This is a genomic window from Nostoc sp. MG11 (genome assembly GCF_014904695.1).
Classification (GTDB): Bacteria; Cyanobacteriota; Cyanobacteriia; order Cyanobacteriales; family Nostocaceae; genus Komarekiella.
The window spans coordinates 26,117-43,053 of sequence record NZ_JACXXN010000008.1 but is presented as its reverse complement, the minus strand read 5'-3'; the positions used below and the strand labels follow the sequence as shown (position 1 = coordinate 43,053).

General features: G+C 42.8%; 12 protein-coding genes and 1 pseudogene. 5 read left to right on the top strand and 8 right to left on the bottom strand.

Annotation, left to right across the window (positions count from 1 at the left end):
• Positions 1 to 85: 85 nt before the first annotated feature.
• The gene (locus tag HCR01_RS14075) at positions 86 to 1,405 is read right to left on the bottom strand and encodes an efflux RND transporter periplasmic adaptor subunit (RefSeq protein ID WP_193196790.1); all 1,320 of its coding nucleotides are present in this window, start codon (positions 1,403 to 1,405) and stop codon (positions 86 to 88) included.
• Between the two features lie 812 nt (positions 1,406 to 2,217).
• Here HCR01_RS14075 and HCR01_RS14070 point away from each other — a divergent pair.
• Positions 2,218 to 4,536 (top strand): glycoside hydrolase family 10 protein, encoded by a 2,319-nt coding sequence (locus HCR01_RS14070; RefSeq protein ID WP_226889336.1) that lies wholly within the window; start codon positions 2,218 to 2,220, stop codon positions 4,534 to 4,536.
• A 77-nt stretch (positions 4,537 to 4,613) separates the two neighbouring features.
• On the opposite strand, the gene HCR01_RS14065 is transcribed toward HCR01_RS14070, so the two are convergent.
• From HCR01_RS14065 to HCR01_RS14035, 7 genes and pseudogenes are all read right to left on the bottom strand, one after another.
• The gene (locus tag HCR01_RS14065) at positions 4,614 to 5,420 is read right to left on the bottom strand and encodes a pentapeptide repeat-containing protein (protein ID WP_193196789.1); all 807 of its coding nucleotides are present in this window, start codon (positions 5,418 to 5,420) and stop codon (positions 4,614 to 4,616) included.
• Positions 5,421 to 5,430: 10 nt separating this feature from the next.
• The gene (locus HCR01_RS14060) at positions 5,431 to 6,069 is read right to left on the bottom strand and encodes a hypothetical protein (protein WP_193196788.1); all 639 of its coding nucleotides are present in this window, start codon (positions 6,067 to 6,069) and stop codon (positions 5,431 to 5,433) included.
• A gap of 309 nt (positions 6,070 to 6,378) precedes the next feature.
• Positions 6,379 to 7,053, bottom strand: coding sequence for an SDR family oxidoreductase (locus HCR01_RS14055; protein WP_193196787.1), 675 nt, complete (start codon positions 7,051 to 7,053; stop codon positions 6,379 to 6,381).
• 56 nt (positions 7,054 to 7,109) lie between these two features.
• A complete protein-coding gene (gene ureC / locus HCR01_RS14050; protein ID WP_193196786.1) occupies positions 7,110 to 8,834 on the bottom strand; it encodes an urease subunit alpha in 1,725 nt (574 codons plus the stop codon).
• 475 nt (positions 8,835 to 9,309) lie between these two features.
• Positions 9,310 to 9,699: pseudogene (locus tag HCR01_RS14045) on the bottom strand (type II toxin-antitoxin system VapC family toxin).
• The gene (locus HCR01_RS14040) at positions 9,689 to 9,916 is read right to left on the bottom strand and encodes a hypothetical protein (RefSeq protein ID WP_193196785.1); all 228 of its coding nucleotides are present in this window, start codon (positions 9,914 to 9,916) and stop codon (positions 9,689 to 9,691) included. The pseudogene HCR01_RS14045 and the gene HCR01_RS14040 overlap by 11 nt, the downstream one beginning before the upstream one ends.
• A gap of 435 nt (positions 9,917 to 10,351) precedes the next feature.
• Positions 10,352 to 11,770: an amidohydrolase gene (locus HCR01_RS14035; protein ID WP_193196984.1), complete on the bottom strand. Its 1,419-nt coding sequence runs from the start codon at positions 11,768 to 11,770 to the stop codon at positions 10,352 to 10,354.
• Between the two features lie 79 nt (positions 11,771 to 11,849).
• On the opposite strand from HCR01_RS14035, the gene HCR01_RS14030 reads away from it, so the two are divergent.
• The 4 genes from HCR01_RS14030 (at position 11,850) to HCR01_RS14015 (ending at position 16,768) form a co-directional block, all read left to right on the top strand.
• Positions 11,850 to 12,644: a cysteine hydrolase family protein gene (locus HCR01_RS14030; RefSeq protein ID WP_193196784.1), complete on the top strand. Its 795-nt coding sequence runs from the start codon at positions 11,850 to 11,852 to the stop codon at positions 12,642 to 12,644.
• Positions 12,645 to 13,100 carry a cupin domain-containing protein gene (locus HCR01_RS14025; RefSeq protein ID WP_193196783.1) on the top strand — a complete coding sequence of 152 codons (456 nt, stop codon included), beginning with the start codon at positions 12,645 to 12,647 and terminating at the stop codon, positions 13,098 to 13,100.
• A gap of 594 nt (positions 13,101 to 13,694) precedes the next feature.
• The gene (locus HCR01_RS14020) at positions 13,695 to 15,128 is read left to right on the top strand and encodes a hypothetical protein (RefSeq protein WP_193196782.1); all 1,434 of its coding nucleotides are present in this window, start codon (positions 13,695 to 13,697) and stop codon (positions 15,126 to 15,128) included.
• 20 nt (positions 15,129 to 15,148) lie between these two features.
• Entirely contained in the window at positions 15,149 to 16,768 is a 1,620-nt protein-coding gene (locus tag HCR01_RS14015; protein ID WP_193196781.1) for a CocE/NonD family hydrolase, read from the top strand.
• Positions 16,769 to 16,937: the final 169 nt, after the last annotated feature.

Below are 16,937 nucleotides of genomic sequence, written 5' to 3'. Positions count from 1 at the left end.
TGGGAAACTCTTCCCCAGTCACGCCAGTTCGCTCAACGGAGGATGCCTCCGCACGCGACTGGCTCCCCAGTCCCAATACCCATTTCTAAGATTCTGGAACGATTGGAACACCATCCCTAAGATTAAGCAAGCCTGAGATAACAATTTTTTCTTCTGGCTGTAATCCTTCAAGAACTTGGTAATTATTACCTCTGATATCGCCTAGCTTCACCCGCTTTTGTCGAGCTACTTGTTGAGACACACCTTCGGGAGATTTTTCTGTTTGAACTACATAAGCAAAAGTTTCCCCAGCTACACGAGTTATTGCTGTCGTTGGGATTAAGACTCCAGACCGCTGATTCCAGATCACTCTAGCCCGTACTAATTGATCTGCACGTAGCTGGCCTTTAGAGTTGCTGAAAAGTGCTTTGATCTGGATTGATTGCGTATTGTCGCTGACGTTAGGAGCAATGAAAAAGACTCGACTAGTACCCAGGCTTTGTCCTTGGGCATTCATGATCTCTACTGGCATTCCTTTACGCAATTGCGATCCCCGTTCTAGTGGCACAGAGATTTGAACTTCTAAAGGCCGGTTTTGAGTGATGGTAGCTAATTGTGTAGAAGTATTAACAAAATCACCAACTTTCACTGGGATGTCACCAACTGTGCCATCAAAGGGAGCGGTAATTTTGTAGTACTGGAGTTGGACTTGTTGTCCTCTGGTATTTGCATCAGCTTGCAATAAGGCTTTTTCAGCCTGTAATATTGTGGCTCTTTGTGCTTGAATTCGAGAATCAATTGCACCGAGTTGAGCTTTAGCTGTGGCGAGCCTGTTAGCATATTGCTCGCTAGTCTGTCGAGATACGGCTCCTTGGTCTGCCAGGTCAGAGTATCTTTTGTAATCTTGCTGGTTCAACTGTACATCAGCAACGTTGGATAGTCGCTCTGCTTCCAGGGATTTGAGTGTAGCGCGAGCATTCTCCAACTGAGCCACAGATGCTTGAGCCGCAGCATTAATCCCACTGAGTGCAGCTTGTTGCTCTCTGGGATCTACTTGGATAATTGCTGCTCCTGCTGCAACCGGATCTCCTGATCTGACAAATATTTGGGTGACTTGACCCTGAATTCTGGGCTGGAGGCTGACAGAGCGCCGGGATTCTAGGCTAGCAATAAAATCTGAACTTTCCTCAATTGTGCCAGTTTGTACTGTCGATAGCTTTACCCTTACCCCTGGAGGTTGAGCATTAGCAGTTGCAGGTGCCGAATCTGTCGGATTCAGTAAACGCCATACTATAGCTGCTCCGCCCCCAAACACTAGTAGTACAGCTAACAATAACCAAAGCCACCGCCGTTTTCTAGGAGGTGGCTCAAATGAGGTTTGTGGAATATTTTCTCCAAGATCAGTTTGAGGCTCAGGGGATGTCATGGCTTACGAAGAACTTAAAGAACAAATTAACTTGAACTTAATGAGGATTTTATCTATCGATATTAAAATTACTTATTTGGCATGAGGTTTTGTAGCAAGTTATGTGTTACTCCATCCAAATATACATTGTTATAATTTTGTCTAAATCTACCGAAAGGTGAATGGTAAAATCAAACTTAAAAATGATTTGATTTTGTTATAGTTTCAGAAATTGCATAAGTATTATAATTCTGCTATAATAACGCGTTCTCAATTCCAAAGTTCAGCATAGAAACAAAAAACACAAGGATCACCTAATTCAAGCTGGAAAAACTTATTAAACTTCAACAGTGATGATCAGCTTAATGTTTTTGTCGTAGAAAAAATAATTTTTTATTTTTTAAATGAATATAATTCAACTTTGTATCAAGTTTAAATTAATAATTCATTTTTAACGGTATGAAAAAGTCATAGGTCGTAAGGTTTTTCAAATGTAATTTATATTAATTTATATAAAATATGTGAGCAAAAGTCTGAAAATGTCATGTTGAGTTTTATTCCATGTTGAAATTAGAGATATCTTTGTTTTGTGATCGCACAATTTTCAGATATTTTAGGCTTTATTTTTGCCACACAATCCTCTAAGTTAGTACATTAGAGAGCGAGAATTTATTACAGGTTACATTTGCAATATTTTTATTTGGCACTACTAACTCTATAACTGCGTCACCTATATTGCAGTTAAATTACTATATGAGTTTTCCTGGTGTAGTAATTTAACGTTTATATGCAATGAAGTATAACCAATTAATCTCATTTAGTAAACAGAAGTAATGACAACTCAGTTTTGGGAAAAAAGCATAGAAATTAATGCGACTCTAACTAACTTACTATTTAAGCCTGTGCATAGACGCGTACTCTTAGGTTTAAGCAAACTACGCGTAGCGTCTGTCTGCGACACGCTGCGCGAACGTAGAAAAGCTGATCGCCAGACATCGCCTTTTATTCATCAAGGTTGGTGGTTTTTGAGAAAGCGTATGCTGCCATTATTATGTTTGATATCATTTGTTACAGTATTGCTACTTAACAACCTTACCCCTGTTGTTGCCCAAATGCCGCCTCAACTTCGTCAGGAAATTCGGGGGGTATGGCTAAGTGGTAACGATTTTAGCGTTTTTAGAAATCGTTTACAGGTGCAAGCAGCCATGAGCCAACTGCGGCAGTTAAACTTTAATACTGTTTATCCTGTAGTATGGAACGATGGTTATACACAATACCCCAGCGCCGTCACGCAAAAAATGGGTATCCCTTTTTTCTTTAAAGGAACAGATGGACAAGATGTAATTGCAGACATCATCACCCAAGCCCGCAGACAAGGGCTACTAGCAATACCCTGGTTTGAATTTGGTTTCATGGTTCCTCTAACTTCGGAACTCGCATCGCAGCATCCAGATTGGCTAACACAAAAGCCAGATGGGACTCAAACTTCAATTAGTGCTGCGGGTGAAGTAGCGTGGCTGAATCCCTTTCACCCCGAAGTACAAAAGTTTATCACCGAACTCGTCACAGAAGTTATCACTAAATACGATGCTGATGGCGTTCAATTTGACGACCACATGAGTTTACCTGTGGATTTTGGCTACGATAAGTACACGATTAGTCTATATACTCAAGAAACTGGGAATCCTCCACCACCCAATCCCCAAGCCCAAGCATGGATAAAATGGCGGGCAGATAAAATTACTGCATTCATGGTAGACCTCCACCAAACTGTGAAAGCTCGAAAACCGAATGCCATCTTCTCAGTTTCTCCCAACTACTATGATTTCGCCTATAAGTTGCAACTGCAAGACTGGCTCAACTGGGTACGGTTGGGTATTGTCGATGAGTTAGTTATGCAGGTGTACCGTAATGATTTAGAAAGTTTTATCGCTCAAATTACCCGTCCAGAAATTTTAGAAACACAACAAATTATTCCAACTGGTATCGGTATTATGGCCGGGTTACGAAATCGCCCAGTTTCGATACAACAAATTCAATCCCAGGTACAAGCAACCCATCAACGCGGTTTAGGTATCGGCTTTTTCTACTACGAAAGCCTTTGGAATATTGCGCCTGAGCCAGCAGCGCAACGACAGTCAGCATTTGCGGCTCTTTTCCCAAATTCAGCGTTGCGCGACATCTCTCAAAATACGCCTCGCAAGCCAACTTTTAAGACCATTTCCTTACCTTTATATTCAAAACCTTCCCTCGGTCAACGTGTTCGCGGCTATTTTCTGGAAGTGGCTACCGCAGGTGGTCAGCAAAGACGTATTTTATTAGATACAGGGTCAGCAGGGCTGCGAGTTCCCAAAGAGTTTTTAGGTAATACCCCTATCCGCAGAACAGGGCAAAATATCAAGGAGATATTAAGTGATGGTACTATCCTGGAGGGAGAATTAGTTTATGCTAATGTCCGGTTTAGTTTGATTCCCACCACCGAACCTGTTCCCGTACAGGTTGTTACTAGTCGCCAATGTACTGCCCAAAAACCTAAATGTTCAGCAAAGAGTGGTGCGCCATTTTCGGGGATTGTCGGTGTCAACTATTTTGAAAAATCACTTCTTTATAACCCGTTGAGAAAATTACCAGGCAATCTGAGTAACGGATTTATCGTAATTGGAAATGGTGGTAGTAACAACAATGGCAGCCTAATTCTCGGTTTAACTGCTGAAAATCAAGCAGGTTTCAAAATGGCTTCTTGGAGTCAACAACCAGAACTTAATGGTGTACCCGGTAAGAGATGGGACTCTCGACTGAGCAAAGTTTGTTTAACTATTGCTGGGAGTTCTGCTAAAAATTCTTGTAATGGCAGAATGATTGCTGATACTGCAACTATTAATGGTTTGACTGAGTTCAAGTCAGCTGCCACAGCAGGTAAACTCAAACCAGGAGGATTACGCTCGGCAAATGCTCTGAAAGTAGCAATTAATGGCATTTTTGATTACAATTTGACACCAGGAACCCGCGACGGATTTAACCGCTGGAATTTGAGTATCTCACCACAGGCAGAACTTCCTATATTGGTAAATACTGGAATCGGATTTTTTGATAAATACGATGTACTCTTTGACCCAGTTAATGGAAGACAGGGTTTTCGCAGTCGGCGGTAAGTTTAATTAACCACTAAGACACTAAGATACTAAGATGTTAAGAAAAATACATTACACCTGGAAAGGGTTCTGGTTAATTAATCGTGCCTTGAAGAGTCCGGCATAATTGTCTTTTGAAGATTTACGCCGCTAAGGTTCGCTCCTCTGATGTTCGCTCCTCTAAGGTTCGCTCCTGCTAAGTTAGCTCCTGCTAAGTTAGCTCCGGTGAGGTTACTCCATGCTAAGTTAGCATCGGTCAAGTTAGCCTCACTCAGGTTAGCTCGTAACAAATATGCACCACTGAAGTGAGCTTTACTCAGATTAGCTTTGTACAGATCAGTTTTGTAAAGGTAGGCCCCCATTGCTTCAACTTCGTAAAGGTTTGCTTCGCTCAAGTTCGCCGCAATCAAGTTAGCTGTGACTAGGTTTGCAAAACTGAGGTTAGTCCGATGAAGCTTTGCTGCGCCTAAATCAGCATCTCTTAAATTAGCGCCTCTCAAATCAGTGCCAATCAAGTTAGCATCAGTAATCACAGATTTTATTAGATTTGCCTCACTCAAGTCGGCTCCAATCAGATTGGCATGACTGAGATCTGCCTGTATAAGTGTAGCGCCGCTCAAGTTAGCAATACTGAAGTTAGCTGCACTCAGGTTAGCTTCAATCAGGATTGCTTTGTAGAGGTTAGCGCTGCTGAGATCAGCACAGCTGAGGTTTGCTCGCACAAGTAAAGCATTACCTAAATCTGCTCTGTTCAAGTTGCTCCCTTGGAGGTTTGCACCTCTAAGATTATTACCTTGCAGGTTTGCAGCACTAAGGTCTGGTTCAATCTGGGGATTTTTCTGTCTCCACTCAATCCATTTGACTGCACCTGCTTTGAGTAAAGCCAGATGCTCTCGATTTGCCATTTTTTATCCTTTACTCCTGACGTCCACTCTGAGCAACCCGTCCAGCTACATTTTCAATCGCCGCTAACGCTCCCGCCGCACCTGCAAGAATATCCCGTTCTTGTCCACCTAAGTAAAGCCGTCCAAAACTGCCTACAGCTTGAACTTCAAGAATATTAATCGATGCTGCTTTCTCCGCTTCATTCGCAGCTAGTGCGGCGTAAGCAGCAGGTTCAACTTCTAATACATATAGTGTTTGTCCTGCTAATAATAGCTGTCCCCGGCGTGTGCGATTGATGAGTTGTGTTTGGTAAGCATCAATGTTGCGGATAATCTGGGTGGAAACCACACGCGGTTTTAAACACTCTTCTTTTCTAACTCCTAATGTCTCCAAAATCGCTTGACCAGCAGCTCGCGTTTCTCCTTGAGAGGCAGAATGAACTTCTAATAGACCATACAGGCGTTCGACTACCTGTACTCCTGGACGAACAGAAGCAGATTTGAGGGCTACATCAGTAATTTTATTAATTTCGATGCCAGGAGAGATTTCAATCCACAACGATGTATCTCCTGGTAATGGTAAAAAACCTTGGGCTACTGTTCCTATATATGCTGCATGTTGAGGTTGCAGGCTGTCGAGAAATACGAAACTGCGTAGTTCTATTCCCAAGGTGTCGCTCTCCAGTCATGAGGGTATAAAGTTATGTATTGCAATCTATGAGTGTAACGTTAAACTACCATCTGAATTTGCCGTGTGGCGATCGCAAGCTTACAGCAAGCTTGTAGTCATTACAATGCCAGTCCTACTCTTGACTTTTGTACAGACGCGATCAATCGCGTCTCTACTCTAGGACTTACGCACTGAAGCCTGAAACCCTGATCCCCCCTAACCCCCCTTAAAAAGGGGGGGGAACGTCTAAAGCCCCCTTTCTAAGGGGGTTGGGGGATCTGAGTGCGTAAGTTCTGTACTCTTATCTAATTAATCCAAATTAAATTCTGGAAGCTCTGATTGCCCAAATAGCATATTTCGATCCACTGCTGACAAAACTTTATTGTTAGCACGATCAGAATTTAAACATCGGCAAACTAACTGCGCGACATCTGCACGATTAATAGTACCAATAATGCGTGGATCTTCACTTAAAATGCCATTACCCGTTGCTGGATCAGATTTTAGTCCGCCAGGACGAATGATTGTGTAGGTTAGTCCACTCGCAATTAAATATTGTTCAGCTTTGTCTTTCTCGGCTAAAACAGGCCCCAATGTTTGCAAAACTTGGGGAGGCACAGCAACGGCACTATTACCAGTACCAATTGAAGATACAAGAATAAATTTTTTCGCTCCAGCTTTGAGAGCTGCATCGATTAGATTTTTATTACCAAAGTAATCTGGTCTTTGAGCGTCTGTAGGTAAGCCGCCAAGTGTACTAATAACCGCGTGGATAGGTTCTGTCAGTATTGCACGTTCTACATCACCAACATTCAAGGCATCTCCCAAAACTACCTGAATACCTATTGCTTCAAGTTCAGCAGCACTAGCTTCTGTTCTCAGAAGTGCTTTTACTTTTAGCGATTGTGCTGTTAAATATGTGGCAATTTCTCTACCAACGCCGCGACTTGCTCCAGCCAGAAAAATGTAAGATGCACTTGTCATATTGATTTTGGATTTTTGGTTATTTAGACAGAATTATTTCACTACTAACAAATCAATTAAAACAAGAAGTAGCGCTGGGTCATAGGTAAATTAGAAGCAGGTTCACAAGTTAACAATTCCCCATCGGCTCTGACTTCGTAGGTTTCGGGATTAACTTCAATGTGTGGTGTAGCATCGTTGTGTTTCAAATCCTTTTTCCTCACGTCACGGGTATGGGAAACAGCTTCGGTTCGAGTGGTTAAGCCAAGCTGTTCAGGTATACCTTTATTTAAAGCTTCTTGAGAAAGAAATGTAATAGAGGTAGCGCCAATTGCTCCGCTAAAAGCGCCAAACATTGGACGCATATAAACGGGTTCGGGGGTGGGAATACTGGCATTAGGGTCACCCATTTGCGCCCAAACAATCATTCCTCCTTTAATAACAAGCTCTGGTTTTACGCCAAAAAAGGCAGGTTTCCATAAACACAAATCAGCTAATTTCCCTTCTTCAATGGAACCGACGTAATCAGCAATTCCATGAGCGATCGCAGGATTAATCGTGTATTTTGCAATATAGCGCTTAGACCTAAAGTTATCATTGTTTGAGGAACTTTTCTCAGGAGATAACGGCCCTCTCTGGACTTTCATCTTATGAGCAGTTTGCCAAGTCCGCAGAATGACTTCCCCGACTCTGCCCATTGCTTGGGAATCGGAAGCCATAATGCTAATTACGCCTAGATCGTGCAAAATATCCTCAGCTGCGATCGTTTGTGGGCGAATTCTAGAATCGGCAAATTTGACATCTTCCTCAATATTGGGATCAAGGTGATGGCACACCATCAACATATCCTTGTGTTCAGCTAAGGTATTGATGGTGTAGGGGCGAGTGGGATTCGTAGAAGCGGGTAAAACATAATCATATTGGCAGACTTTCAAAATATCAGGCGCATGTCCACCACCTGCACCCTCGGTGTGGAAAGTGTGAATCACACGTTCTTCAAAAGCTGCAACTGTTTTTTCCACAAATCCTGCTTCGTTAAGCGTGTCAGTGTGAATAGCAACTTGTACATCATATTCGTCAGCAACGCTAAGACAGGTACGAATAGCCTCTGGCGTAGTTCCCCAGTCTTCATGCAGCTTCAAACCGATGACTCCAGCCGCAACTTGTTGGACTAAACCATCACGTACACTACTATTACCTTTACCCAAGAAACCGATGTTTACAGGAAAAGCATCAGCCGCTTGTAACATCCGGTGAATGTGCCAAGGGCCAGGGGTGCAAGTGGTGGCGGTAGTACCAGCCGCCGGACCTGTACCACCGCCAATCATGGTTGTAGTTCCAGAGGCGATCGCGGTTTCGATTTGCTGGGGACAAATAAAGTGAATGTGGGTGTCAATGGCTCCGGCTGTGACGATTCTGCCTTCTCCGGCTATAATCTCTGTGCCTGGGCCGATGATAATATCAACGTTGTCTTGAATATTGGGATTGCCTGCTTTCCCGATTTTAAAAATTTTCCCGCCTTTAATGCCGATATCAGCTTTAACGATGCCCCACCAGTCGAGAATCAAGGCGTTGGTGATTACCGTATCTACAGCGTTATCTTTATCGTCACCATTAATGATGGGAGATTGTCCCATACCATCTCGGATCACCTTACCGCCGCCGAATTTTACCTCTTCGCCATAAGTAGTGTAGTCTCTTTCAACTTCAATAAATAATTCTGTATCAGCAAGGCGGATGCGATCGCCAACAGTCGGGCCGAACATTGCCGCATAGTCTTGTCGTTTGATCCGATAGCTCATGTTTTTCTTCCTAATTTAAGGAAATGAAATTTATTGATTTAACTTTCTCATAGAGGAGTAATTATTATCTAACTCTGCGTTTATTTGTGTTTTACAACAGAGTTTGAAGAAGGCAGAAGGCAAAGGGCAGAGGGCAGAAGGAACAAGTCAGAAAGGGATTCCGACCCCTCCTGACTTGGGGCCACTGAACGAGAGTTCAGTGGGGGCTTTATACCCTTACTCCTTTCAGTCGTGGGCAGAGGGCAGGAATCAAAATTCCCTTCTGCCTTCTGCCTCCTGCCCTCTGCCTTTCTTGGTAAAATTAATAAACCTCAGCATCATTCAACTAGACACAATCTGCTAGTGTTGTGCGATCGCTCAAGTATCCGATTCTTTATAAGATGTTCAACGGCAGTGCAACCGTTAAAGGTCAGCAGCGGTAAGCAATTTCGTTTTTACCGTTAACCACTGCAACACGGTTGTTAGGCAACAGTACTCACCAAGCTACTATTTGCAAATTCTCAACTTCCTGGAAATGGGCATCGCGTGTTACTAAGGTCAACTCATACTGCAATGCCAGAGCTGCAATCCAAATATCATTCTCAGGCAATGGACGCCCTCTGAGCCTTAGCTTGTTTTTGACCTCACTATATTAATGAGCGGTTTCGGCATCACACACAAGCACAGTGCTGTTAGCAACTAACTCATCAACTCTTGCTAGATTCTCTTGAGGTCGTCCCGATTTTGTTGCGCCATAACATAACTCCCCGATTGCAATACTTGAAATAAAAACCTCATCAGCTTGAGCAAGGTTATTTTTGATTACCGCTTCATCTGCAAACAGAGCAATGATGATGTTGGTATCCAGTAAGTATCTACCACTCATTGGTATCAACCTGCTCACAACCTTGCTCAATTGCCTTACGCATTAACTGGAGATCATCGGGTGGTATTGAACCTGCAAAACGTAGTAATTGTTGTCCTGGAGTACCTCGAACTTGAGATTTCACTAGTATTCGAGCAAATTCGAGTACTTGCCATTGCAAGTGTTGCGGCATCCCTTTTAGTTGCTGGATTAGCTCGTCGATGATAGATATGTTCATTGTGTCCTCCTATCCATCATCCTACACTGCCTCAAGATGTGCAGTTGGAGATGCATTCTTTGAAGACCCATAGATGAGCTTAACAGAAGTGCGATCGCTTAAATAACCTATTATTTCCAGATGTTCAACGGCATTACAACGGTTCAGTTGAGCGGTGGCTAGCAACCTTGACACAGAGAGCTTGTGTTCGTCTTCTCCAACAGTGTAATCTAATCACATAATATGTGTAACTAGACCGCATTTATGCGGTAGAAAATGCATTTTTTCGAGTGCTAGATAGACCGCGAAAGTGCGGTTGAATAAACTGTTGCAGTCTAATAAGTTGATGTTTGCATCTTTTAGCGTGAAAATTACGTGTAATAATCTTTTTTGCACACTTTACTGCAAAAGTGCGGTCAACATATCAAATAGAGGAATAACACGGCATGAGGGGATTCAACCGTGTTTCTTTGTGTTTCGCAACCCCATGACTGTGCGATAATGTGCTTCAATTTGTGCCACGGTTTGAGATTTGCGCTTGGTTTCCCATTGACTGCGGTTAAATAGTTCTTGCCGCAATTCATCAACGTTAATTGTTGTCAATTTCCCATCAGCAATAACTTGCTTGCCATTGACCCAAGCACTATTCACAACATTAGTAGGACGCCCTAAAACTAATAAACCAATGGGATCTGTACGGGGTAATAAAGATAAATTTGTGAGGTCATAAAGTACTAAATCGGCTTGTTTGCCTGGAGTGAGGGAACCGAGTTTATCTGCTATATTCAATCCCTTCGCGCCTCCCAAGGATGCCATTTCTACAGCTTGCCGGGGTGTAATCCAATGCTGATAATCTGAGTCTGTAACGTTGTGCAAGATGGAACCAATTTTGATGGCTTCTAGTAAGTCTTGGGAATCATTGCTGGAAGCGCCATCACAGCCAAAAGTCACGTTTACACCAGCTTGGCGGTATTTTAAAATTGGGGCGATGCCACTGCCTAAACGCAGATTACTCAAAGGATTGTGAACGACTGTAGATTGAGTTTCTGCAAGGATGGCAATATCAGCATCATTTAAGTGGACACAATGAGCTAGTGTTGTGCGATCGCTCAAGTACCCGATTCTTTTAAGATGTTCAACAGCAGTACAACCGTATTTTTCTTCGGCAAGTTTTTCCTGTGCTCTGGTTTCCAGTAAATGAGAGTGACGACAAAGATTATAGCGTGAGCTTAACTCAATACATCCCTCAAATAAAGCATCAGTACACAACTGAATTCCTGTTGGTGCGACTAAAATATTTACACCTTCATCCGGGCGATGAAATTGTCTCACCGCCTCTTCGATGATTTCCAGTGTGGCCACAGTTGAGCGAAAATAAGGCTCGTGAGTTTGTGCTGATTCCCCAGATGGCATCCCTGCTGTGAGAGATTCATCTTGAATTAGCGGGGCGATAAAGGCACGAATCCCAACTTCTCTGTAAGCGCGAGTTGCAGTGGCGATGGTTTCTAACTCTTGTCCTGGAATTAACACCAGATGATCTACCACACTCGTACCGCCAGAAAGTAGGGTTTCCACCGCAGTTCCCAAGGCGCTGAGATAAACCTTTTCTAAATCCAGAGGTGCAAAATCATACAGTTCCGCCAGCCATAATTCTAAAGGCAAGGCTGACATGATCCCGCGTTGCCACATCTCTGATGAGTGGGTGTGAGCGTTAAAGAAGCCAGGAAGCAACAGTTTATTGTTACCATCAAAGGCAGTACCGACAACATCTAAATCGGCTGCAATAGCGGCAATCTTCCCGTCCACAACCTGTAAATCTACGGTTGCATAACTGTTATCGGTGGCAATTAAAACATTCTGGATGGTGATCACGATTTTAACCTTGATTAAGTAATTGAACGCTCAACAGAATTTCAAGTTACAAAATAAAAAAGGTGTTGGGTGTTGCAATTTTATGAATATGGCTTTTCGGACATTGGGAGTTGCACCAAATGCTTGGACTGTGAATCATGCGATCGCAGATATTACTCGTCCTCACAAGACCCCACAACCCGTTATCTTATCAACAGAAACTAAAACCTTGCGCCTAGATTTGGCAAAAGCTGCCATTCTTGTCATCGATATGCAAAATGACTTCTGTCACCCTGATGGTTGGTTAGCGCATATCGGCGTGGATGTAACTCCGGCGCGAAAGCCCATCGATGCTTTAAACAGCTTACTTCCTGAGGTGCGTGACGCTGGTGTCCCCGTAATTTGGGTCAATTGGGGAAATCGTCCCGACTTACTCAATATCAGTGCCGCCTCCCGTCACGTCTACAACCCCACAGGTCACGGTGTGGGATTGGGCGATCCGCTACCTAGTAATGGTGCTAGGGTACTTTTGGCAGGTAGTTGGGCGGCGGCGGTTGTAGACGAACTAGAACAGCTACCGGAAGATATTCGTGTGGATAAATACCGCATGAGTGGCTTTTGGGATACTCCTTTAGATAGTATTCTGCGAAACCTAGGAAAAACGACACTATTTTTTGCTGGTGTCAATGCTGACCAATGTGTGCTTACTACGCTATGTGACGCCAACTTCTTAGGATATGATTGCGTTTTAGTTAAAGACTGCACAGCTACAACTTCTCCCGAATATTGTTGGCTGGCGACACTATATAACGTGAAACAATGCTTTGGTTTTGTCACTGATTCACAAGCAATATTAACAGCTCTGAATAATCCTGAATCAACAGGAGGAGATAAATAAATGCACTCTACTCGTTGTGTAATTCCTGTTATCAAATCTCCCAAAGATTACCAAGTATACCGCATCAGTCCTCACGACTCTAATCGCTTAGCAATTATCTTCGATTCGACAAACGCTAATACTTCCTTGACTTGCTGTATAGAAATTTTTGATGTTGGTGGACAAACACCGCCAAATCGTCATCAATGGGCGGTGGAAATGTTTTTTGTCCTCAAAGGGGAAGGAATAGCTATGTGTGACGGCAAGATTGCCCAAATCAAAACGGGAGATAGTTTGTTAGTGCCTCCCACTGGTACTCATTTAATTAGAAATACAGGTTCCAATCGTTTGTATACGCTAACTGTGATGGTTCCTAATGAAGATTTTTCGGAATTAATTCGCAGTGGGACACCAGTGGAGTTAGATGCGGAAGATATGGCGGTGCTGGGGAGATTAGATGCTTTGATGCCTTGTTGAAGATATTTGAAATTAGTAGGGTATGTTACGCCGTAAGCTAGAACGTGTTTTCAAAGTCTTAGATCCCCCCAACCCCCCTTTTTAAGGGGGGCAAAAGCTTATCAAAGTCCCCCTTTTTAAGGGGGATTTAGGAGGATCTAAAAAGTCAGGAGGCTAAACGAATAGTTTGAAAACACGCCCTAACGCACTACGTATCATATTTTGAGCATATTTAATTGATTTTCCCTAGTAGTCCGCGCAGGCGGACTTTGTTTTTGTAGCTGCAACTTCGAGTCGTTCGGGGATGAACGGAGTTCAAAGGTGGATTAACGGAGTTCAGAAGTGGATGAACGGAGTTCAAAGGTGGATTAACGGAGTTCAGAAGTGGATTAACGGAGTTCAAAGGTGGATTAACGGAGTTCAAAGGTGGATTAACGGAGTTCAAAGGTGGATTAACGAGTATCAAAGCCTCATTCATGAATATCTAAACATGACACAAGCAAACTGCCTTGTGTCAAACAAGATACAATTTATGCTAATTTGCGGAATTATAGGCTTGTAAAGTGAAGAATACATCCATGAATGCCGAAAGTGCTGGAAATTAGGATAATACCAATGCTGTGGAATGTTTTACAGGCAATTCGCCGTCAAATAACACAAAAGCTAGGATTATCCTCGTCTAAAAGCAACACAGACGCAAACACAGCGCCTATATCTAACTCCCAGCTTGAGTTTTTATTGCAGGTACTCAAAGCTACAGCAGACAGCAACAGCGATGCGAAGGTGATCCACCCACTGCTGGAAGCGAACCGAGAGAAGCTAGACATGAACTTTGCCCAAGTTTTACGCAGTTGGGCAATGGCAACTCTATCAGACTTAGAAATAGACACAGCACGAAACACTGTAGGAAATATCATCAATTTCAGTAACCTGATGCAGGATTTTCCCTTGGGAAACCGGAGGAATAATTTGGAAATTGCCATCACAGGTTATGAAATCGCACTCACCGTTTTTACCCAGGATCGCTTTCCCATAGATTGGGCAACGACGCAAAACAACCTGGGCGAAGCTTACAGAAACCGCATTCAAGGGGAGAGGGCGTCATCAGAACACGACCCCCAAGACCAAAAAGCTTTGAAAAATTTAGCTGATGAATGTCTCCAAGCTTTCTTTCCCAACAGCTACCCAATTCCGCCATTTACACGTTCAGCTACTTTATTTGGCAGCCCGATTTTTGAATACGGACTGTTTAACCAATTAACTAATTACCGCCATGTTTTAGTTTGGTTCTTCAGCCACCGAGAAGCTGAAGAAAAGTTTAATGATTATCAAGAACAATTATTAGATTTATTTTTCTTTCGCGCCAAAGCAGTAAAAGCCTTCCAAAAAAGCCGGGAAGTTTATGAAGATACAAATAAAGAATATCAAAAAATCGAAGCGGAAATTAATAATTTCAAACAAATTGATGATACTCAGTTATTAAATAACGAAAAATTAGATAAATTAAGCGGTAAATTAAAAACTCTTCCCCAAATAGCCTTAGACTATGCCAATTTCCTGCGATATTTGGAATCATATCAAAATACAATAGCCATCAATGGACGAAATTATACTGACAGACTGCAACAAATTCGCGGTATTGTCAAAGATGAAGATATTAGCTTTTTAGAAAAATTTAGCTTAGAAAATAGTCCTGATTTCCAAGAACAAATAAAAGCAGAGTTAGGCTATTTTACTCATGGTTCCAGCTTACTAGATAAAGCGATCGTCTCCATCCAAGGACGTGTGGAGATAGACAGAGCAAAAAGCGATCGCAATTTACAAATTACCATTTTGGCAGTAGGTATTGGCATCGGCGCTGGGGGAATAATGGCATCTAGTTACAGTTTGGTACAAGATGACCCCATTCTCAAAGTTTTGCACACTCCGGTGACGAATCGCTTTACAGCTGCGATCACCTACAGTTTACTTTTTGGCTTCGCTATAGGAATCTTAATTTGGGGTTGCGATAAACTTTGGCAGTCCCATAAGCGCAAGCGCCAGCAATAAGCCCAAGATTATCATATTTCATGCTCAAAATCCTTCCTAAACAAACTGCCTCAATGTACACTCGTGATGGAGTACGCCTGGATGCAGATATCTATCGCCCTGATACAGATGGTGAGTTTCCTGTATTATTAATGCGACAACCCTATGGACGTGCGATCGCTTCTACTGTTGTCTATGCTCATCCTACTTGGTATGCTGCCCACGGTTACATTGTGGTAATTCAAGATGTTCGAGGACGCGGCACATCTGAAGGTGAATTCAAGTTATTTATTAGTGAAATTGCTGATGGCGAAGATACTGTAAACTGGGCGGCGAAACTACTTGGTAGTAATGGCAAAGTTGGTATGTATGGCTTTTCCTATCAGGGAATGACTCAGCTATATGCCGCAGCTGCCAAACCCAGCGCCCTTACAACAATTTGCCCTGCTATGATTGGTTATGATTTGTATACAGATTGGGCTTATGAAGGAGGCGCATTCTGTTTGCAAACTAATCTCGCTTGGGCAATTCAATTAGCTACTGAAACTGCACGTTTGCAAGGCAATAAAACAGCTTATCAAGCATTATTTGCTGCGTCTCGCAATCTGCCTTTAAATAATCCAGAAATACTGAATAATTTTGCGCCTGAATCATTTTATCATGAGTGGTTAGCACATCCCCAACCAGATGCATATTGGGAACAACTTTCGCCCAAAAGCCACTTGCAAGCTGTTGATTTACCCATGTTCCACATCGGGGGATGGTTTGATACCTACCTGCGCGGAACTCTGCATTTATATCAGGATATGGCAGCCCGCAGCACTAAACCACAACATTTGTTAGTCGGGCCCTGGGCGCATTTGCCTTGGGGGCGCAAAGTTGGCGATATTGATTTTGGTACAAAGGCGGGGAGTCCTGTAGATAAGATGCAAATTCGCTGGTTTGATCAGTTACTCAAAGGTATGGATACAGGACTACTTCAGGAAGCGCCTGTTTGCTTGTTTGAAATGGGAAGTAATTTTTGGCGCACTTTCCCTAACTTACCTACACAAAACCAGAAATCCTATTTTTTGTCAACTACCGGACTCGCCAGCATCCGAGAAGATTCAGGAACCCTTAGCACTGAAATCTCAACACTCAGCACTACTGACGTATTGGTTCATGATCCTTGGCGACCAGTTCCGGCTGTAGGTGGTCATGCAGCAATTCCGGCTGGTGTATTTGAGCGATCGCACATTGATTGCCGTTCTGATGTCTTAACTTATACTAGTGAAGCATTAATAGAAGACTTGCATTTGGCGGGGAATGTGACGCTGGAAATCTGGAGTAGTGCCGATCAACCCAGTTATGATTTATGTGCAGTGCTATCAGAGATTTATCCCGATGGGCGTGTGTTCAATTTGACTCAAGGTTATATGCATTGCCCTGATGGGGTGAATAATGTTTCTAGAAAAATTCAATTCCAAGCAACTTGTGTACGAATTGCTAAGGGAAACGCCTTACGTCTGAGTTTGAGTGCCGCATGTTTTCCGGCATACGCGATGAATGGTAATGGTGCAGTTATTAGTAGTGATAGTTTATTAAATGCTCAAATTATTACTGTGACAGTAAGCTGTGGAGCAACTCATCCATCACAAATTGTTTTACCTGTGTATTTGTAATAGTCATCTACGAGTATCAAAGACTCATTTGCTAATGATTATACTAGAACACCGATTCAGTATTTAAGATAGGGGCGAGAAAAACCGATTATTTCGTAGAGACGTTGCAATGCAACGTCTCTACAGTCAATGATAATTGGTCGTTTTACCGAAAAGAAATCGGGTTTTT